17 protein-coding genes are annotated in these 19,349 nt (G+C 43.5%); 13 read left to right on the plus strand and 4 right to left on the minus strand.

Going from position 1 to position 19,349, the window contains the following annotated elements; translation table 11 throughout:
- Positions 1–10 precede the first annotated feature (10 nt).
- The 5 genes from I2B62_RS11850 (at position 11) to nrdG (ending at position 7,959) form a co-directional block, all read left to right on the plus strand.
- Positions 11–1,588: an ABC transporter substrate-binding protein gene (locus I2B62_RS11850; protein WP_195269284.1), complete on the plus strand. Its 1,578-nt coding sequence runs from the start codon at positions 11–13 to the stop codon at positions 1,586–1,588.
- Between the two features lie 229 nt (positions 1,589–1,817).
- A complete protein-coding gene (gene larA, locus I2B62_RS11855; RefSeq protein WP_195269285.1) occupies positions 1,818–3,092 on the plus strand; it encodes a nickel-dependent lactate racemase in 1,275 nt (424 codons plus the stop codon).
- Between the two features lie 179 nt (positions 3,093–3,271).
- Complete coding sequence (locus I2B62_RS11860) at positions 3,272–4,894, plus strand: hypothetical protein (protein ID WP_195269286.1); 1,623 nt, start codon at positions 3,272–3,274, stop codon at positions 4,892–4,894.
- Between the two features lie 298 nt (positions 4,895–5,192).
- Positions 5,193–7,517: an anaerobic ribonucleoside triphosphate reductase gene (locus I2B62_RS11865; RefSeq protein ID WP_195269287.1), complete on the plus strand. Its 2,325-nt coding sequence runs from the start codon at positions 5,193–5,195 to the stop codon at positions 7,515–7,517.
- A complete protein-coding gene (gene nrdG / locus I2B62_RS11870; RefSeq protein ID WP_195269288.1) occupies positions 7,495–7,959 on the plus strand; it encodes an anaerobic ribonucleoside-triphosphate reductase activating protein in 465 nt (154 codons plus the stop codon). The genes I2B62_RS11865 and nrdG overlap by 23 nt, the downstream gene beginning before the upstream one ends.
- 50 nt (positions 7,960–8,009) lie before the next feature.
- Here the strand turns inward: nrdG and cysK are convergent, their stop codons facing one another.
- Positions 8,010–8,942 (minus strand): cysteine synthase A, encoded by a 933-nt coding sequence (gene cysK / locus I2B62_RS11875; RefSeq protein ID WP_195269289.1) that lies wholly within the window; start codon positions 8,940–8,942, stop codon positions 8,010–8,012.
- A gap of 225 nt (positions 8,943–9,167) precedes the next feature.
- On the opposite strand from cysK, the gene I2B62_RS11880 reads away from it, so the two are divergent.
- Entirely contained in the window at positions 9,168–10,301 is a 1,134-nt protein-coding gene (locus I2B62_RS11880) for a PLP-dependent aspartate aminotransferase family protein (RefSeq protein WP_195269290.1), read from the plus strand.
- A 9-nt stretch (positions 10,302–10,310) separates the two neighbouring features.
- Positions 10,311–11,486 carry a MalY/PatB family protein gene (locus I2B62_RS11885; RefSeq protein WP_195269291.1) on the plus strand — a complete coding sequence of 392 codons (1,176 nt, stop codon included), beginning with the start codon at positions 10,311–10,313 and terminating at the stop codon, positions 11,484–11,486.
- Positions 11,487–11,971: 485 nt separating this feature from the next.
- Here the strand turns inward: I2B62_RS11885 and I2B62_RS11890 are convergent, their stop codons facing one another.
- A complete protein-coding gene (locus tag I2B62_RS11890) occupies positions 11,972–12,265 on the minus strand; it encodes a helix-turn-helix transcriptional regulator (protein WP_074616631.1) in 294 nt (97 codons plus the stop codon).
- A gap of 150 nt (positions 12,266–12,415) precedes the next feature.
- On the opposite strand from I2B62_RS11890, the gene I2B62_RS11895 reads away from it, so the two are divergent.
- Together I2B62_RS11895 and I2B62_RS11900 are read left to right on the plus strand one after the other, a co-directional pair.
- On the plus strand, positions 12,416–12,703 hold the full coding sequence (locus I2B62_RS11895) for a hypothetical protein (RefSeq protein WP_195269292.1): 288 nt from the start codon (positions 12,416–12,418) through the stop codon (positions 12,701–12,703).
- Positions 12,704–12,806: 103 nt separating this feature from the next.
- Entirely contained in the window at positions 12,807–13,265 is a 459-nt protein-coding gene (locus tag I2B62_RS11900) for an FxLYD domain-containing protein (RefSeq protein ID WP_195269293.1), read from the plus strand.
- A 571-nt stretch (positions 13,266–13,836) separates the two neighbouring features.
- On the opposite strand, the gene I2B62_RS11905 is transcribed toward I2B62_RS11900, so the two are convergent.
- Positions 13,837–14,415 (minus strand): recombinase family protein, encoded by a 579-nt coding sequence (locus tag I2B62_RS11905; protein WP_195269294.1) that lies wholly within the window; start codon positions 14,413–14,415, stop codon positions 13,837–13,839.
- A gap of 202 nt (positions 14,416–14,617) precedes the next feature.
- Here I2B62_RS11905 and I2B62_RS11910 point away from each other — a divergent pair, with 202 nt between their 5' ends.
- Positions 14,618–15,544 (plus strand): DEAD/DEAH box helicase family protein, encoded by a 927-nt coding sequence (locus tag I2B62_RS11910; protein ID WP_195269295.1) that lies wholly within the window; start codon positions 14,618–14,620, stop codon positions 15,542–15,544.
- Positions 15,545–17,194: 1,650 nt separating this feature from the next.
- Here I2B62_RS11910 and I2B62_RS11915 read toward each other — a convergent pair.
- Positions 17,195–17,491, minus strand: coding sequence for a helix-turn-helix transcriptional regulator (locus I2B62_RS11915; protein WP_195269296.1), 297 nt, complete (start codon positions 17,489–17,491; stop codon positions 17,195–17,197).
- 135 nt (positions 17,492–17,626) lie between these two features.
- Here I2B62_RS11915 and I2B62_RS11920 point away from each other — a divergent pair, with 135 nt between their 5' ends.
- The 3 genes from I2B62_RS11920 (at position 17,627) to I2B62_RS11930 (ending at position 19,331) form a co-directional block, all read left to right on the plus strand.
- Positions 17,627–18,106: a hypothetical protein gene (locus I2B62_RS11920; protein WP_195269297.1), complete on the plus strand. Its 480-nt coding sequence runs from the start codon at positions 17,627–17,629 to the stop codon at positions 18,104–18,106.
- A gap of 38 nt (positions 18,107–18,144) precedes the next feature.
- Positions 18,145–18,687 carry a hypothetical protein gene (locus I2B62_RS11925; RefSeq protein WP_195269298.1) on the plus strand — a complete coding sequence of 181 codons (543 nt, stop codon included), beginning with the start codon at positions 18,145–18,147 and terminating at the stop codon, positions 18,685–18,687.
- A 269-nt stretch (positions 18,688–18,956) separates the two neighbouring features.
- On the plus strand, positions 18,957–19,331 hold the full coding sequence (locus tag I2B62_RS11930) for a helix-turn-helix domain-containing protein (RefSeq protein ID WP_195269299.1): 375 nt from the start codon (positions 18,957–18,959) through the stop codon (positions 19,329–19,331).
- Positions 19,332–19,349: the final 18 nt, after the last annotated feature.

The following is a 19,349-nucleotide window of genomic DNA, read 5'->3' on the forward strand; positions in this document are numbered from 1 at the left end:
GAGAGAGAATATGAAAAGTATGAAAAAACTGGCTGCCTTACTGTTGGTTTTAGCGCTTGTCTTTACCGTAGCGGGATGCGGCGACAAAGGTGCTTCAAGCAGCAGCGATAGCGGCAATACCCTGCGTGTTGTCATGCAGGACCCCAATGTTCCGATCGACACCAACATGGGTACTCAGGCTTACCTGATCATGGTATCCGACCAGGCCTGTGAGACACTGATCGGCCTGAACAACGATACGACACTGGACCCACAGCTGCTCAAGCAGATGCCGACCGTTTCCGACGATGGCCTGACTTACAGCTTTGAGCTCAAAGACGGCGTTAAATTCCACAACGGCGAAACTCTGAAAGCTTCTGATGTCAAGTATTCCTATGAACGCCTGATTACACAGGGCCTCATGGGCTCACTGTTCGATCAGGTTGTTGGCTTTAAAGCCCTTGAAGACGGCACCGCCGACTCACTGGAAGGCTTTAAAATCAAGGACGACACCCATTTCGACATCGTTCTTCAGCAGCCCTACGCACCTTTTGAAGCAGCCTTATCTGCTCCGTACGCTGTTATCTTCCCGGAAAAAGCCTGCGAAGAAGCCGGCGGAGACTGGGGACGTACGGTGCTCTACGGAACCGGCCCATTCAAGATGACCTCCTACACAGCAGGCCAGGGCATTGAAATGGCACGCTTCGACGAATATCACGGCGATAAAACAAAGCTCGATGGTATCAGCTTTAAGTTCGTAAACGACCTGAACACTCAGGTTATGGAATTCCAGAAAGGCAACTGCGATTTCGTCATGCTGGATACCGGACAATACGAAACCGTCACAAGCAACGACGCTGTCAAAGACAAAATGCACAGCTTCAACCCGATCGGCCTTGTCTACTTAAGCCCGAACAACGAAATGCTTACCGACCCGAAAGTGAAGGAAGCACTGTCCTACGCGGTAGACCGTGAAGCCCTGTGCAACGAACTGTTATCCGGCGCCGCTACCCCGGCCAAGAGCTTTATTCCTAAGGGACTGCTCGGATACAACGATTCCCTTCCAGAATATGAACATAATCCGGAAAAAGCAAAACAATTACTGGCAGAAGCCGGTTATCCGGACGGCATCACCATTCCTGTTGTTGGCTCAACCAATTATCAGACACTGATCAAGGTAGCCACTGCCATTCAGGATCAGGCCAAGGAGGCCGGGATCAACATCGAGCTGTCTCAGGTTGACCATGCTGGCTACAACGACATGAACAAGAGCGGCTCCCTGAACCTGACAGTCAGCAACTGGTATACCGACTATGTTGACCCGGACGGCATGATTTACCAGCGTATGTCTGCCACCACCACCCAGCAGGTATCCAACAAGTACAACAATGCAGAATTCAACGACCTCATCAACCAGGCACGTCAGACAAAGGACGAAAGCAAACGCCAGGAACTGTATGAAAAAGCTGACGAAATTCTGACACATAAGGACTATGGCGCAATTCCACTGTACAATGACACCATGTTTTACCTGTTAGGCGACAATGTTAAAAACTTCGAGGTTACCAGCATCTACCGTTACCATTTCTATGATGCCGAACTTCAATAAAAATGCTCAGAAAGCTCCGCAGCCGCGGAGCTTTTTTCTTTTCAAGATCATACGATCGCACCATGATGCGCAGTGTTTTTTTAAATTCTTTTTGAAAACGGTTTTTTTATCCTTGACTTTTTCTGGAAAGCGTACTACAATAAGCTCATAACTGGTAAGACCACTTACCAATAATTTTGACCGAATTTATACTTACATCATGCTAAATCATTTAAACTGGAGGATCACTATGATTTCAAAAATTCCCTATGGCAATACAGAGTTAACCCTGGAGCTCCCCGACCAGCAGGTCGCCGGCGTACTAAATTCCAATATCAGCGACCTGCAGAGCGATCAAACTGAGGACGCGATTGTTAAGGCCGCAATGGCAAAGCATTTGGGCAGCGCTTCCCTGAAGGCGCTGGCAAAGGATAAAAAAACAGCGGTTATCATTATCAGCGACCATACAAGGCCTGTCCCAAGCAGACATATTATTCCATTTATGCTTGAAGAGATGCGTGAGGGCAACCCGGACATTGATATCACACTGCTGGTCGCCACAGGCTTTCACCGCGGCACAACAAAGGAAGAGCTGGTTTCAAAGCTGGGACAGAAAACTGTCGATGAGGAAAAAATCGTAGTGCATGATTCTTCCAACGCCGAAGAAAATGTTAAAATCGGTGTTCTCCCCTCCGGAGCGGACCTGATCATCAACCGGCTTGCCGCAGAAGCGGACCTGCTTGTCTCAGAAGGCTTCATTGAGCCGCACTTCTTCGCGGGCTTTTCAGGCGGCCGTAAGAGCGTGCTGCCCGGCGTTTCTGACCGCGTGACAGTCCTGGGCAATCACTGCAGCCAGTTCATCGCGAGCCCCTATGCGCGCACCGGAATTTTGGAGAATAATCCGATTCATACCGATATGAAGTCCGCCGCAGAGCAGGCAGGCCTCCAGTATATCGTCAATGTGATTATTGACGAGGACAAACGCGTTGTCATGGCCTTTGCGGGCGATCCCTTTATCGCCCATGAGGCAGGGTGCGAATTCTTAAAACAATACTGCCGCGTCAAAGCTGTTCCGGCGGATGTTGTCATCACAGGCAACGGCGGAGCACCCCTGGATCAAAATATGTACCAGTGTGTCAAAAGCATGACCGCTGCCGAAGCCTCCGCCGGGGAGGACGGCGTTATCATTCTCTGCGCCGAATGCCTGGACGGTACGGGCGGCGATGGCTTTTACCACGCCATGCGGGACTGCGAATCCGCCAGAGCGCTCTTTGAAAACATCATGACCATTCCGCAGGACCAGACTCAGCCCGACCAGTGGGAATACCAGATTCTCGCGCGTATTCTCTCCAAACACACGGTTCTGTATGTCACACGGCCGGAAATGAAGGAGATTGTAACCGAAATGAAAATGACCTACGCGCCGGATCTCGATACCGCCGTCAAAATGGCAAAGGAAATCAAGGGCGAAAACGCCAGCTTTACCGTTATTCCAAACGGAATTGCCGTTATCGTTGAACAATAGCTCATTATCTGCCTCTCTAATATCAATATACGAAAAAGGCGTCCTTCCGGATGCCTTTTTTGTGCATTTCTCAACAAACAAGGTGCTTTTCATGGATAAGTTGTTCACTCCCGGGCAATTTTGTGGTATAATAGATCCGATTGGCAATTTGACAATATTCGAATGCACAAGGAGGGCTTATGAAGACCCAGAAAACCTTATTATTGATATTATTGTGCCTGCTCTTTACCGCTGTACCGGTAGGGGCCCAGGCACCTGAAAATACGGCCGACAGCGCCGAAACCCTAACCTCCGCAGTCAGTGCGCTTAACGAAACCGGAGGCACAATCCACGTTACAAAGGATATTATTCTCGGAACAGACAGCAGCATCGGAGGCTTTGAGCCCGACAGCAACATTACCCTGGAACTCGGCGGGAATACGCTCTATATCCAAAACGACTGGTCTTTTAAAAATATAACGATCAACGGGCAGCACACTTTGATCTCGCTCGAAAACGGCGCGGGCCTTCAGCTCAGCCACACTGCCCTGTCCGCTGCCGCGGAAAACAGCGCGGCGGTCAAAATCACCGGAAACAGCAGCCTGTCGGCCGAAGCTTCAAGAATTGAAGCGGCCGGCGCCAACGCCTCTGGCATCAGCGCTTCGGACTCAGCCGATCTGAGCCTTGACACAACTGTCGTTAAGGCCACTGGCAGCTGCAGTACCGCCATTCATACAAACGGCACTCTGGATGCCTTTTTCAGTGAGATTACTGCCGAAGGAACCGGAGCCACTGCCGCCGACGCCCCTGAGGTGTTTTTGAACACAAGCGTGGCCTCCCCGGAGATAGAAAGTGCAGTCGTGGCAGATACCAACATTGTCCCCAAAAACACAGGGTATTATTACACAGAGCTGAATGCTCTGAACGGTCTACCTGACCGTATGGGCTTTAAAATCACAAACAAGGCCAGCGGCGATGTTCGTTACACTCCATTGCTGCCGGTCTGCTGGAACACAGACACAGCCGATATCACAAAGGCCGGTATTTATTCGCTCGGCTACGAGCTCTGTCCCGGCAGCTTTACCCCGGCCGGCGCTTCTGCTCTGCTGGAAGGCCAGAGCCAACAGCTCGTTGTCATTGATCCCGAAAAGCCATTTATTTATTACGATGCTCCCGTAAGTCAAGACACCGGGAGCTACAGCCTGCTCCTCCGTTTCCACCAGCCAATCCAAAGCTTTGGCACCCCAACACTTTGGGTGGAAAGGGATAGCAGCGGCACATGGGAAATCTGGCCGGCAGAAAAGCTGACGACAGCGGCCTCCAACCAGTACAGTCTTGCCGGACTGGAAGCCGGTCACAGCTATGTTTTCCAGCTTGAGGCCAAAAATGGCAGTATCACCGGCGATTCCAACGCCATCCGGGTCACCCTTGATCAAAACGGAAATCCCGTCGTTACGCAGAGTGACGTGGAACACAGCAGTGATCAGGCGGCAGCAGTGCCGACATCGGCCCCAAAAGTGTCTGCCGAAAAAGAATCTGCAGTCCCCATTGTTTCAAGCCCGGGTGAAAATGTTAAAACCGGCACCATGGAAAGCCTGAAGTCTGAATCAACCCTTTACCTCCAGGAAATGGGAAACGCCTTAAAGACGGTTTCCAGTTATCTGAACGGTACCACCCCTGTCTCCGAAAATGTTGACACCGGCATTATAAAGAACAACGTAAAGGACGGATTACCCGCCGCAGCGGCTCTCTGCCTGACCTTGCTCTGCGCGGTTACCATGCTGCTTGTCAGGAAGGAAGCATCTGATACAAAGAACGATTAGCCCGGGCACGGAGCCCCGGTTTTAAGCTTGCTAAAAACAAAAATGTAGCGGTACACGCTGAAACGGCGTGTACCGCTTTTTATGTCTGACAGCATTTTTCATCTGTAAAATTTTGTTCTCTTTTATGCTTATTCATTAAAAATTTTTGTGCACATTTTTTATCCACAGGCCTCAGCCCCCTCATTCCCTCATTTTAATCATTTTCACAAAATATTGTCCACAAATTGACAGAGGACACAATATATAGTATGATTTTTGATGTAACCTACACTAACTAAGCATCCGGAGGAATGATGTAATGATCGACACTATTATAAAAAGAAACGGGTCTGTGGCGCCTTTCGACCCTCATAAAATCAGCAATGCCATTTATAAGGCCAACATCTCTGTAAGCGGCGAATCCATGACCGAAAAGCACATTGAGTTTCTGACCAATGTGGTTACCACAGCGGCTGAGCCTTTGGGCCGCCCGTCGGTGGAGCAGATACAGGATATTGTGGAGGAGACGCTGATCAAGGCTGATTACGCCAAAACCGCCAAGGCCTATATTCTGTACCGCGCCGAGCACGCTAAAACGCGTCAGGCTGAGAGCGATTTGATGGAAATCTATAAGGATTTAACCTTCCGCTACGCTGAGGACGCGGACCTGAAACGGGAAAACGCCAATATCGACTCGGATACGGCAATGGGAACCATGCTCAAATATGGTTCTGAGGGGTCAAAATATTTTATTGATCATTATATTCTCCCGCGGGAAATCGCGGATGCGCACACCTCCGGTGATATTCATATTCACGATAAAGACTTCTATATGCTGACAGAAACCTGCTGTCAGATTGACCTGATCAAGCTCTTTAAGGACGGTTTCTCAACGGGGCACGGCTATCTGCGCGAGCCAAATGACATCCGCAGCTACTCTGCCCTGGCCTGCATTGCCATTCAGGCAAACCAGAATGAAATGCACGGCGGACAGAGCATTCCAAACTTCGACTACGCCATGGCGCCAGGCATTGTCAAAACCTTCAGCAAGCTGTACCGCAAGGCCCTGATTAACGACCTCAGCGTCTGCTCTGGCCACGACCGCGAAGCCGTTGCCGATATGGCCGCCTCTGCCTTTGAAAAAATCGGCGCTCCGGTCACCATGGATACCCAGGAGGCCTTTGGCCGGGAGCTGGCCGCATTTTTTACCGGGTCTTCTTTTGATGCCCCGATCATTGAAAAAATACACAAGCTAGCCTGTCAGACCGCCCTGCGCGAGGCTGAGGAAGCCACCTATCAGGCAATGGAGGCCTTTATTCATAATCTGAATACCATGAACTCCCGGGCCGGCGCACAGGTTCCCTTCTCCTCTGTAAATTACGGAACCGACACCTCCGCCGAGGGACGTATGGTGGTCAGAAATCTGCTGAAAGCCACAATGTCCGGACTGGGCAATGGAGAGACCCCCATTTTTCCGGTTCAGATTTTCAAGGTAAAGGAGGGCGTCAACTATAACGAGGCCGATCCCAATTACGATCTTTTTAAGCTGGCCATCGAAACCTCCTCCATGCGTCTTTTCCCAAACTTCAGCTTTTTGGATGCTCCATTTAACCTGCAGTATTACAAAGAAGGCGATTATAATACAGAGGTGGCTTACATGGGCTGCCGTACCCGGGTTATGGGCAATCATTTCGACCCTGAAAATGAAATCACCTGCGGACGGGGCAACTTGAGCTTTACCTCCATCAATTTACCCAGGATTGCCCTGGAGTCTGAGAGAAGCCTCGATACCTTCTATAAGCTTCTGGATGAGCGCCTCGCTCTGGTTACGACCCAGCTGCTGCACCGCTTTAAAATACAGGCCGCCAAGCGCGGCAGAAATTATCCCTTCCTGATGGGACAGGGGGTTTGGATCAACTCGGAAACCCTTGGCCGGGACGACCGGGTCGAGGATGTTTTAAAGCACGGGACCCTCAGCGTCGGCTTCATCGGACTCGCCGAGACGCTCAAGGCCCTTACTGGCATGCACCACGGCGAAAGCGCAGAGAGCCAGGCCCTCGGACTTCAGATAATTGGACATATGCGCCGTATGATGGACAGCGAATCCGAAAAGACCGGCTTGAACTTTACCCTGCTCGCCACACCGGCTGAAGGACTGAGCGGCCGTTTTGTCGCCATTGACCGCGAAAAGTTCGGGACTGTGCCCGGCGTTACCGACCGGGAGTTCTATACCAACTCCTTCCATGTTCCGGTCTATTATCCCATTCAGGCCTATCAGAAAATCCAGCTGGAGGCGCCCTATCATGAGTACACCAACGCCGGACACATCAGCTATGTCGAGCTGGACGGAAACGCCAGCGCGAACCTTTCGGCCTTTGAAAAAATTGTCCGCTGCATGAAGGAAGCCGGTATTGGCTATGGCTCCATCAACCATCCCGTGGACCGCGACCCGGTTTGCGGCTACAACGGCATCATCGGCGAGGAATGTCCAAACTGCCACCGGCACGAGGGGGACGGAAACCCTGATTTTGAGCGTATCCGCCGTATCACCGGCTACCTGGTAGGCACCACGGACCGCTGGAACAACGCGAAGCGGGCCGAGGAGAAAGCGAGGGTGAAGCATGGCATTTCTGCAAATCAATAACTGTATCCAGGAATCCATTGTCGACGGTCCAGGGCTCCGTTTCGTTATTTTTACCCAGGGCTGCCCGCACCGCTGCCCTGGCTGCCATAATCCCCAGACACATCAGAGGACAGGAGGCACTTTTGTGGAAACAGAAATGCTGTTCTCACAAATAATGGAGAATCCGCTGCTCCAGGGCGTTACCTTCAGCGGCGGAGAACCTTTTTTGCAGCCAGCACCTCTGGCCGATCTGGCTCAGAAGCTCCACAGCAACGGGCTGGATGTGGTAACCTACACAGGCTATACGCTTGAAAAGCTGAAAGCCATGAAGGATAAAGGCATCGACGCGCTGCTCCGGGAAACGGACCTGCTCATCGACGGGCCGTTCCAGTTTGAAAAGCGCGATCTGACCCTTCCCTTTCGCGGAAGCCGCAACCAGCGTGTTATTGAATTACGGCATTAAAAAACAGGTGTGTACGCATTTTTGGTACACACCTGTTTTTTTATTTCAGATTATTCTTCAAACAGAGCGGTTGACAGGTAACGTTCTCCCGTATCCGGCAGCAGAACAACAATATTCTTTCCTTTATTTTCAGGACGCTTTGCAAGCTGCGCCGCCGCCCAGAGGGCCGCACTCGAAGAAATACCGACCAGCAGGCCTTCCTCCCTTGCTATCTCACGCCCTGTGGCAAAAGCGTCCTCATTATCGACCCGGATGATTTCATCATAGACACCTGTGTTCAGTGTATCCGGTACAAAGCCTGCACCGATCCCCTGAATCTTATGCGGACCGGCCTTTCCTTCTGACAGCACCGGGGACCCCGTTGGTTCCACAGCGATGACCTTTAAATCCGGATTTTTAGATTTCAGGTATTCACCTACCCCGGTAATGGTGCCGCCTGTACCGATGCCCGCTACGAAATAATCCACTTTTCCATCTGTATCTTCCCAGATTTCAGGGCCGGTTGTCGCCCGGTGGACTGCCGGGTTCGCAGGATTAACAAACTGTCCCGGAATAAAGGCGCCGGGAGTTTCCTTTGCCAGCGCTTCAGCCTTTGCCATAGCGCCCTTCATGCCAGCCGCGCCGTCGGTCAGCACCAGCTCTGCCCCGTAGGCTTTTAAGAGCTTTCTGCGTTCCACACTCATGGTTTCAGGCATTGTCAGGATCACACGGTAGCCTCTGGCAGCGGCGACGCTTGCCAGGCCAATCCCGGTATTGCCGCTTGTCGGTTCAATAATAACGGAGCCTTCCTTCAGCAGTCCCTTTGCTTCAGCGTCATCAATCATCGCCTTTGCAATACGGTCCTTTACGCTTCCCGCTGGATTAAAGTATTCGAGCTTCGCCAGCACTGTGGCGTCCAGCGCATTTTTCTTTTCATAATTGCTGAGCTCCAGAAGGGGGGTTCTTCCGATTAATTCCGTTAGACTCTTATAAATTTTAGCCATTTTGTTTTCCTCCGTTTAACTTTATTTTATTTTATGTTTTTCATATATGATTACTATGCTTTTATTATATGCCTGGATTCCACTTCTGTCAAGCGCTTTTAAAAAATAATTCATATTTTTCATATATGTTTTAAAAAGTCATTGACTTTTCAGCCTTTTCATACTATGATTATAAAAACATATTTACCCGCTATGTCTTATATCATTTATAAAGCAGATTTCCCTATGAACATTAATACCCTCTGTATTCACGGTTCTAACGTTTATCACAACGATACCGGCGCCGTTTCTGTCCCTATTTTTCAAAACGCCACCTTTGCCCACCCTGGCGTCGGGCAGAGCACCGGCTACGACTATTCGCGCATTCAAAACCCGACCCGGGAGCACCTTGAAGAAACCCTCGCCAATCTGGAGCGCGGGACCGACGCCCTGGCCTTTTCTTCCGGCATGGCCGCCATTACGGCCCTTTTCGAGCTGTTTAAAAGCGGCGACCACATCATTATCTCCGATGACCTCTACGGCGGCTCACACCGGCTGTTTAACAGCATTTCCTCTAACCACGGGCTGCTCTTCACCCCTGTGAACACTTCGGAACCCGCGGCGGTTAAAAGCGCTGTCACGACCTCCACCCGGGCTGTTTTCATCGAAACACCGACCAATCCCATGATGAAGGTGACCGATATAAAAGCAATGGCCGAAATCGCAAAGGCTCACGGCCTTTTACTGCTGATGGACAATACCTTTCTGACCCCCTGTTATTTAAACCCGCTGGTGCTTGGCGCAGATGTGGTCGTGCACAGCGGCACAAAGTACTTATCTGGACATAACGATACACTTGCCGGCTTCCTTGTTACCGGAAATGAAGCTTTATCCCAGCGCCTCCGCTTTATTTACGGAACCACAGGCGCCTGTCTTTCTCCTTTTGACAGCTGGCTAGTGCTTCGGGGTATAAAAACTTTAGCCATACGTATGGACAGACAGCAGCAAAATGCGTTAGAATTATCTGAGTGGCTCTCACACCACGCCCGGATTAAGAAAGTCTTTTATGTTGGTCTTCCGGACCACCCGGACTACGCGCTTTCCCAAAAGCAGGCCAGAGGCTTCGGCGCAATGATTTCCTTTAAGGTTGATTCGCCCCAGACAGCGGTAAACGTGCTGGAACGCGTTTCCCTCATTCTGTATGCCGAAAGCCTGGGCGGCGTTGAATCTCTGATCACCTATCCGATGCTTCAGACCCATGCCGACGTGCCTGAAGACATCCGGAAATCCCTCGGTATTGACGATTGTCTGCTGCGTTTGTCTGTGGGGCTGGAAGATATTAATGATCTCATTGCCGATCTCGATCAGGCACTGAAATAGGAGGAAGTTATGTCTTATAATTTTGATGAAATCGTGGACCGGAGAAACACCGGCTCCATCAAGTATGATTTTGCCACGGAGCGGGGCATGCCTGAGGATATCCTTCCTCTGTGGGTAGCCGATATGGATTTCAAGACGCCCCAGCCCGTCGCCGACGCTCTGGTCAAAGCCAGCGCCCACGGCATTTATGGTTATTCCGATGTAAAGTCTGATTACTTCGACACGCTGCATACCTGGTACAGCAGCCGTTTTGGCTGGGAGCCGGAGGCCTCCTGGCTGGTCAAAACCCCTGGCGTTGTCTACGCCATCGCTACGGCTGTGCGCGGCCTGACCGAAAAGGGTGACGCAGTACTGATCCAGCGGCCAGTCTACTATCCCTTTACACGTTGTATTGAGGTTAATGAACGGCAATTGGTAAACAGTCCGCTGGTTTACAGCGATGGCCGTTATACCATTGATTTTGAAGATTTTGAGCAGAAGATTATCGACAATGACGTCAGGCTTTTTATTCTCTGCAGCCCACATAATCCTGTTGGCCGCGTCTGGACAAAAGACGAGCTGAGGCGCATGGGAGATATCTGCCTTGCCCATCATGTGACCATTGTCTCAGACGAAATCCATGCGGATTTTGTATATGAAGGACAGACCCACACCATTTTTGCCAGCATTAAGCCTGAGTTTGCCGACATCAGCCTGACCTGCACAGCTCCCAGCAAAACCTTTAATCTGGCCGGGCTTCAGGCCTCCAATATTTTTATACCCAACCGCACACTGCGCCACGCCTTTAAGGCCGAAATGGAGCGCTCCGGCTTCAGCCAGGTGGGCCTTATGGGCCTGGTTGCCTGCCAGGCCGCCTATGCCCACGGCGCAGAATGGCTGGAAGCCCTGAAGCGGTATCTCACTGCGAATTTAGCCTTTATCCGTGATTTCCTGAGGGAAAATTTACCGCAGGTAAAACTTGTCGAACCGGAGGGGACCTATCTTGTATGGCTCGATTTCAAAGCGCTTGGCCTGTCTGAGGATGCGCTGGAGGACCTGATGGTCAACAAGGCCAGGCTGTGGCTGGACCGGGGCGCCATGTTCGGCCCAGAGGGCGAAGGCTTTGAACGCTTTAATATCGCCTGTCCAAAAGCGACCCTGGAAAAGGCCTTTTCCCGCCTCGAAGCTGCCATAAACACGCTGTAAATCTGAGGGACAGAAGCGAAAGCTTTTGCCCTTTTTTATTACCTGGCTTAAATATTCCTTTTAACCCAACCCCTGTAGCAGAAGCTTAATTTCCTGCGTCTTATAACCTGATACCCTTTACAGCGATTATTGATGGATTTTTCCTTCTTATTATGATAGTATTACAAAATTCTATCACGTCAAAAACATTAAGAATCATGTGGAAACATTAAAAAACAACAAAAAGCACTGGAAGCCGCTTAAATAAACGGTTTTAGCGATTTCTTTTTTTAAAAAGGCGAAATTTCTTGCTCGCTGTTTTTAAGTATTTTGTTAGATTTTTTGTTAGAAAATTAGAAAACCTGTTAGAAAATTAATTTACTCACAATTCACTTGTAATCAAAAAGCTACCCTATACAATAATTTTGATAAGGTAGCTTTTAATTTAGGTATGAGATACTATTTTTTATCTTGATTTAAATCTATTTTGTAAGACTCACTTTTTATCAATTGTTTTCTTTGTCTTTTAAACACTTTAACATTCTTAATATAACTTCTTTTTCATTATTAGATAGGTCAGAGATATCTATTGTCTCTTTAGATTCCAACCCCATTAGGTAATCTAGAGAGACACCGTAAAGTTCTTTGAGCTGTAGCGCGTTTTTTAATGTTGGGACGCTTAAGCCAGATTCCCATTGTGATATATTTGACCGTGATAAATTAAGCTTTTTTGCAATCTCATTTTGAGTATATCCCGCTTGCTCTCGTAGTTCCTTTATTCTAATTCCCGGTGTTATCATGGCATAACCTCACTTTTGATTTAGTTTAACTCACATTCAAGATAAGCGCCTTATTTTATATGTCTATTAACTAACTTTAAAGTCTACTTTACTGTACAATCAATTTAAAACATGTTAAAATGTTTTAAAAGATAACAGGAGGAAAAAGAAATGGAAGCAAGCAAAAAGAAAACAATTGCTATTGTTATTTTAGTTGTTTTAGTTGTATTTGGTATTATGTTTGGCGCTAAAGAGTTTGGGCAAAAACAAAACGCGCAATCTATTGCCGCCAATAAAGCTACTATAGATAAAGCGGTAGAAAGTAGCAATATAGCTAAAGAATCTAAAGAACTATTCGAAAAATATAAAGCGCTAGGCGAAAAATATGAGACATGTATAAAGGAATTAGAGGATAAGATAAATCGTGGCGAAGCAATAACAGCCGAAGAAGAAGCATAGTATAACCAACTGAAAAAAGAATATGACGAGCTAAATAGGCAAAGTGAAGAATATGATAAAAAAAAGGAAGAGTTTAATAAAAAATATGAAACGGAGTAAAGAAATGAAAAAGAAAACTATTGTATTATTAGTTGTAATTACTAGTGTTTTCTTTCTAGCGGGTTGTGGAAATAGTAACCCTACTGCTAAAACAAAAGAAATGCAGAACATTGAATTAGTTGGACAAGAAGTTATAAGCCATGATACTTTTGGTTATTGGAATACCTCTTTTACCATGAAAAATAATACAGATAGCCCTGTAAACACTATATGTGTAATTCTTAACGAGTTAGACAAAGATGGTAATATAATTGGGACTACATACCCGCTTGACCCATCAATTGTGGAACCGGGACAAACTGTAAAAGTGAAGTGCACACATAAAGACGATACAGGAATAGCAAGTGTAAAAGCCGTAGAAGTTCATTATCAAAAAGGAACCCAAAAACCTTCTGAAGATATCGGCAGTGAAAATTATAGAGAATTTTATTTACAAGACACGGAACCACTACCACTTCAATAGTGACATATATCCGATTTATCTTCTAAGGCTTATTTTTTAATGAGCCATTATTAATTTTGAAAAACTTATAAGATTTTTTTGTTAAAAATCACCATTTATGCTATAATTTTTAATTGTAGAGGACATCACTTCTACGGCACCGGACGGTTCAAATAAGCCCCACTAGAAAAGGGGTACGCCCATGAGAGTAATTATAATATGGCTACTTATAGACATAGTGTTACTACTCTGGAATCATGCAGCTCACAAAAACGATGATGATAAATAAAAAAACCGCTCCATAGCCTGAGAAACTAGAGCGGTTCAAACCATAAACCTGGGGAGAACCGTTTTCGGTGTCCCCTACGTCTTTTTTATATTATACCACTTTTTTTAAAATTTAACAAGATAATCATGCGGCGGCCGGATCAGGCCGCCTTTCTTTTTGTTTAATTACTTTTATTTAAAGCGCCAAAACCTCTATTTTATTATGTTTTAGGCTGTTTTAAATCGGCAACAATTTCATACAGGCGAGATAATTTAAATCAGGATATAAATGTACCCCTAAAAATTTTTATCGCCTAATTGGCCTTTAAAAAGGGCTAAAATAGCAAGATTTCTTCGCCCTGATTAGCGTACTCTTGCTTATTCCGGTCATTTTCTCTACCTGAGAATACGAATTATTCTTTAAGAGAGATAAGGCGTGTTCAAGCTGCTGCTTGCTGTACTTCTTTGGCCGTCCCTCTTTAAAATCAGGATTATTTTTTGCTATAGCCTTTCCCTCTTGTGTTCTTTCAACAATCATATCCCTCTCAAATTCTGCGAAGGCAAAAAAAATATTTCTGATTAAGTTGCTTGTGGGGGTATTGTCCATCGTACCAATATTTAAAATATTAACCTTTATTCCTTTGCTAATTAAGCTGTTAACTAATTCGCTACCCTGGCTCATGCTCCGGGCTATTCTATCAAGTTTGGTAACAATAAGTGTATCCCCTTTTTTTATTTCTGCTAATAACTTACTCAATTCTGGCCGTTCTTTTTTAGTTCCCGTGAAGCTGTCTTTATAAATGACCTGAGCGCCATTATCCTTAAGTTGGCGCTCCTGACTCTCTAAACTATTTCCGTCTTTGGCCTGGCCTTTTGTGCTTACTCTGGCATATCCGTAAATCATTGTTTTTTCTCCCTTGATTTTGACTATAAGTTATGACACCGCTCAATGCCTTTATTATACGTCATTTTTAAATCGGTGTCAATACTCAAAAAGTTTTGAATATGATAATATATTTTCTTTAATATATCGGCGCTTTGTTGGAGCTATAGAATATGTTACAATAATACTTAAAATTAAGATTTTAACAAAGGGGTATAGCACCATGATTAATATAATAGACTCGCACTGCGGAAGCGGTAAAAGCCAAAGCATGATAGCACTAATAAACGAAGCGCTAGGGGAAGAAAAATTTATATATGTTACCCCATTTTTAAAAGAATGTGAGCGGATTAGAAAGAGCTGTACAGGGAAAAACTTTAGAGAACCAAACGTAAAAGCAGGCAAGGGTAGCAAACAAAGGCACTGGCAAGAACTAATCATAAATAATAACAATATTGTCTGCACACATTCGCTTTTTTCGCTGATTACACGAGAAACCATTGACTTATTAAAAGAGCGCCAATACACGTTAATTTTAGATGAAGTTCTGGACGTTGTCGAAAAATACGATATTTTGGACGGTGAAGACCTTACAAACGATGAAAAAAGACTCTATAGCGACCTTGATATTAAAAGTTTTATAAACGCCGGACAGATAAGCATTGCAGAAAATGGTATGCTAGAAATTCCGGGAGATTGTACATTTTTTATCAGATACAGAACTTTTGAAGATGATATAAAAAAACAGTGCCTTTATTTAAATTTAAAAAAAGAAAATAACAGTCCCGTTAAGGTATTTCCACCCATTATTTTTAATGGGGATTTATTTAAGGATATTTACATCCTTACCTATCAGTTTAAATACCAAAAGCTATTTTACTACTTCCAATTTTTTAATATTGAGTATGAGCAGTATTACGCCACCAAAGACACAAATGGTAATTTTATCGTTCATCCCGCCACCGATGAAAACGGAGAGGGCTTAAATGACGATTTCATGAGCCAGGATAGAGAATGGCGGGAATCTATTAGGCATTATATACACGTCCACCAGGACAGCGGCAAAGTAAAATATAACAAGTTAGGCAATGACTATTATGCTTTAAGCGCCAACTGGTATAAAGAGAATCTAGACAAAAAAGCTTTGTAGAACTCTCCTTAAATTTAAATTCTTTTTTTAGGAAAACCCCCGCCAAGAAACGAATGTAGACATGTTTTAAAGCCTACCAACAAAAACCAAACAAGTTTAAAAAAACTTTAAAAGACCAGGGAAAATCTGATAATAATATTAATTTGGGCAAGGACTGTGACAACTTTGTATCGGTTAATGCTAAAGCAACCAACGAATATGACCACAAAACGCACCTCGCTTATCTCGTCAACCGCTTCTATGACCCTATTATTACTAATTTTTTTAATCTTAAAGGTATCTCTTTAAAAAAAGAGAATATAGAACATTTGGCGCTATCAGACCTTATACAGTGGGTCTGGCGTTCTGCTATCAGAAAGTCTGAACCTGAAGATATTTATCTTTATATTCCTTCATTACGCATGCGCCAATTATTCTGTGACTGGCTCTATTGTGAAGCGTTTAGTGATAATTGATGTTTTTTGAAATTTTTTGACAATATTTTTATATGTAGAACGTTTTTTTAAAAACTCTACATTATTGTAAATTTACATTCATAAAATGGCTTATTTAGGTCGTTTCAACTTATTGCCTGTAAAGAAAGACTATAAAAACTCTACATAAGTACCATGATTTAATGGTAATAGAACATTTGAACCATAGCTTCATATCCCTTATTTAGGCCATTTAATGGCCTTTTTTTATTTTTAATATATAATATTATTTTTATTTATACACCAACTACCAATATGAATACTCTTTTAAAAATTATAAAGATATATTGAGATTAATTGTATTTTTAGGATTATATAATATCTAAAAAACAGATAAACATCTTATAATTATATATCTATTTAAAGTAAATTATATAAAGTTATTAAATTCTGTCATGTTATGTTGCCATTATAAAAAAATATAACTAAATTTAAAATTAAATCCTCAGCTAACGACTGGCGCACCTTTTCAAATTTCAACTTACTTTATTTTTGATATTGGCGTTATGCACTTCTATTCCAGCGCCAACAACGAGATTTATTATTAAATTTACACAGAAAAAACTAGGATTTTATTTCTATAGAAAGTATACTATAATTTAAGATTATGGCGCTTGTGTATTCTGATGTTCATAACAACATAGTGGTGCGATGTTAAAGGGCGATGAACCAAAGAGGTTAAGTGCAAAGCGTTTGTTTGAGACAAATTAAAGACGCTTTTCGCATAGCGGAAAGTGGATTTAATTTAAGAGGCGAAAACAATAAGCGCCAACAACCAAAATTTTCCATTTGGTTCATTAACCTTTAACCTTGTAGCACCTTAGCCATAAATCTCCGTATCCTTTCCCCAACTAAAACCGCATAAATGCAATTCTCCGATTTAGTGCCCCAAGGTATAATTATGGCACTTTTACACAAATAATCTGAGAATGGCTGTTTGTATATAGTTCAGAATGGTCACTCTTAAATATATATATAAGAGAGAAGCGTTTTAACGCAAGTAAATGAGGGTTTTACAGTGTAATTGTGTAAAAAAATTCGTTTTTTATACAAAAATTTTCTTTTTAGTCTTATATTTAAAATTTCTTTTTACCTACGATTTATTGTTAATATTAACACCTGTTTTTTTAAGTGTTTTCTATACGTTTAATCACTTTATCCAGCGAAAGTATCATATCTATTCTTTAACCGTTTCTAAATATCCTACCATCTGGCGTACAAATTGGCGCTGCTTAGCTGTTAAATGGCCTATATCTAGGCTATTTTCCTGCTTAATACCTGCCAGGTAGTCAATGCTTATATGAAATTCAGCCGCCATTCTATATAGGACTGCCAATGTAGGTACATTTAACCCTATCTCATAGGCGTGTACGGCCGACTTTGTAACCTCTAATCTCTTACCAAATTCCGTTAAACTCAGTCCATTTTCTTCTCTTAGTGCTCTAATTCTATCAGCCATACTATTTTTATCCATTTGTGTAAACTCCTTTTTAAGGTAAATTTACATTAACGAGTGTGTATATTCATTATATGTATGAGTATATTAATATCCTATAGTAAACTTGTAATGCACGATTAATAATGCTATAATCATCAAAAAGAGGAAAAAATGAGTGTAATACAGTCTATTAAACAATCTCTTTTGGCGGTCGGTCTTGCTGCTCCACGTTCTACAGTAGAATATACTAGAACACCCAATTTCAAAGCATTTTTGACTGCCAACTCTAAATTTAAAGACCTAATCTTTAACGTTCTGGCGCTTGATGTTTATTTTTTCTGGAAATTAAATGACCTGGAATACCGAAAAAAGTTTATTTTTAGGTGTATAGAAATAAGAAATTGCTTTAAAATTTTCTTGCTTGCTCAATCACGTGCAACAGACTGCCATCAAAGAAGCTTAAAAATAGAGCAGTTACTTTTAAAATATGCTAATTTTATCTATGCCGCCATGACCGCTTATATAGATATGGCACACCAAAATAATTTAAAAAGTAGAGCGTCAGCAATACACAAAGCCGGGTACTTCTTTAGCCTGGCGGCCAAAACGATAAAAGAAGCCCGGTATCTGCTACCTGATAGCATGCTATAAAGCATTTTATATAAAAACAAAAAGGAGAGGTATCAAAAATGAAAAAAAGAACTTTAGTTGAAATTGCTTGCGGTATTGTAGTGCTTTTTATCTTAATAGCACTCATAAATCAAATGTATCCCCGGGATAAAAGAGAGTTAATCCCAGATAGTGCAATTGGTTTTATTTCAACCGATTATGCTAAAGATTATGTGCAAAATGTGACCGATTTAATGGAAGATGTACGTGTTTTAGGATTTATTAGTAATGAGGGGGTTACAGATATTACACGCAATACAGATAAAAAGCAAGAAAAACTTGACGCCTATGAAAGGAGTATCGATAGCTTTTTAAATGGCTATAAATCAGATAAAAATCAAGAATCCAACGCTTTATTCAATAAACTTGTCGAATTAGGAGAGCTAGGAAAAAGGGCTATTGCTGAAATGAGAGTTGTTTATAATACGCAAGCAAGTGATGAAGATAGAATTCAAAGCGCTGGAAACGTAAGGGATATCTATGACGCTGAATTTGTTCCACTGGACAGAGAGCTAGCCAATTATGTTAATATTGTTAATGACAAATATCAATTTGAGAATTAAAAAATCTTTGTATCTTTTTTACATCTATTTTATCACCAACATAAAAATATCTTTACTGTGCTAATTCTAAATAAAAAGAGGTAAACCCAAAATTGTGGTTCACCTCTTTTATTTTTCAAAAAAACACTCTTGATTTTTATATTGGAGTATGATACTATTTTATCGTAAAAATAGCCTATTATACATTAATATTATACACCTCTTTAAAATTTTGTCAAGTATATTTTTAAAAAAAATTAAATTTAATTTTAAGATATAAGGAGTGCATTATGGAGAAACTCAGCGTAGCCTTTTTTCCAAAAACAACTAATTCATTTTTCAATAAAAATCTGTTAAAGATTCCTATGGATAGTTGTCTTAATTCGTTTAAAGAAATTTTAAATGGTACAACATCCGACCATAAAGAATCATCGCATTCATCACAAAACAGTGCGTCAACTTATGATTTTTTAATAAAAAAACTAGACGAAACAAATAGCGCAACATTAACACCCAAAGAGGCCGCCCAACTTCTTAATGTGGATGTCAGAACAGTGAGAAAACACTTAAAGAATGGAACTTTAAAAGGCTTAAAGGTAAGCGAAAGATGTTGGCGTATTGCCAAAGATGATTTTTTAATCTATTTAAAAAAAGCAACAGCTTGAATAGTTTGCAATTAATAT

It is taken from the genome of Eubacterium sp. 1001713B170207_170306_E7 (assembly GCF_015547515.1).
Taxonomy (GTDB): Bacteria; Bacillota; Clostridia; order Eubacteriales; family Eubacteriaceae; genus Eubacterium.

Bases quoted from the DNA above. Each gene is read 5' to 3' on its own strand.
- I2B62_RS11850 (WP_195269284.1), top strand. From the start codon at position 11: ATGAAAAGTATGAAAAAACTGGCTGCCTTACTGTTGGTTTTAGCGCTT.
- larA (WP_195269285.1), top strand. From the start codon at position 1,818: ATGATTTCAAAAATTCCCTATGGCAATACAGAGTTAACCCTGGAGCTC.
- I2B62_RS11860 (WP_195269286.1), top strand. From the start codon at position 3,272: ATGAAGACCCAGAAAACCTTATTATTGATATTATTGTGCCTGCTCTTT.
- I2B62_RS11865 (WP_195269287.1), top strand. From the start codon at position 5,193: ATGATCGACACTATTATAAAAAGAAACGGGTCTGTGGCGCCTTTCGAC.
- nrdG (WP_195269288.1), top strand. From the start codon at position 7,495: ATGGCATTTCTGCAAATCAATAACTGTATCCAGGAATCCATTGTCGAC.
- cysK (WP_195269289.1), bottom strand. From the start codon at position 8,942: ATGGCTAAAATTTATAAGAGTCTAACGGAATTAATCGGAAGAACCCCC.
- I2B62_RS11880 (WP_195269290.1), top strand. From the start codon at position 9,168: ATGAACATTAATACCCTCTGTATTCACGGTTCTAACGTTTATCACAAC.
- I2B62_RS11885 (WP_195269291.1), top strand. From the start codon at position 10,311: ATGTCTTATAATTTTGATGAAATCGTGGACCGGAGAAACACCGGCTCC.
- I2B62_RS11890 (WP_074616631.1), bottom strand. From the start codon at position 12,265: ATGATAACACCGGGAATTAGAATAAAGGAACTACGAGAGCAAGCGGGA.
- I2B62_RS11895 (WP_195269292.1), top strand. From the start codon at position 12,416: ATGGAAGCAAGCAAAAAGAAAACAATTGCTATTGTTATTTTAGTTGTT.
- I2B62_RS11900 (WP_195269293.1), top strand. From the start codon at position 12,807: ATGAAAAAGAAAACTATTGTATTATTAGTTGTAATTACTAGTGTTTTC.
- I2B62_RS11905 (WP_195269294.1), bottom strand. From the start codon at position 14,415: ATGATTTACGGATATGCCAGAGTAAGCACAAAAGGCCAGGCCAAAGAC.
- I2B62_RS11910 (WP_195269295.1), top strand. From the start codon at position 14,618: ATGATTAATATAATAGACTCGCACTGCGGAAGCGGTAAAAGCCAAAGC.
- I2B62_RS11915 (WP_195269296.1), bottom strand. From the start codon at position 17,491: ATGGATAAAAATAGTATGGCTGATAGAATTAGAGCACTAAGAGAAGAA.
- I2B62_RS11920 (WP_195269297.1), top strand. From the start codon at position 17,627: ATGAGTGTAATACAGTCTATTAAACAATCTCTTTTGGCGGTCGGTCTT.
- I2B62_RS11925 (WP_195269298.1), top strand. From the start codon at position 18,145: ATGAAAAAAAGAACTTTAGTTGAAATTGCTTGCGGTATTGTAGTGCTT.
- I2B62_RS11930 (WP_195269299.1), top strand. From the start codon at position 18,957: ATGGAGAAACTCAGCGTAGCCTTTTTTCCAAAAACAACTAATTCATTT.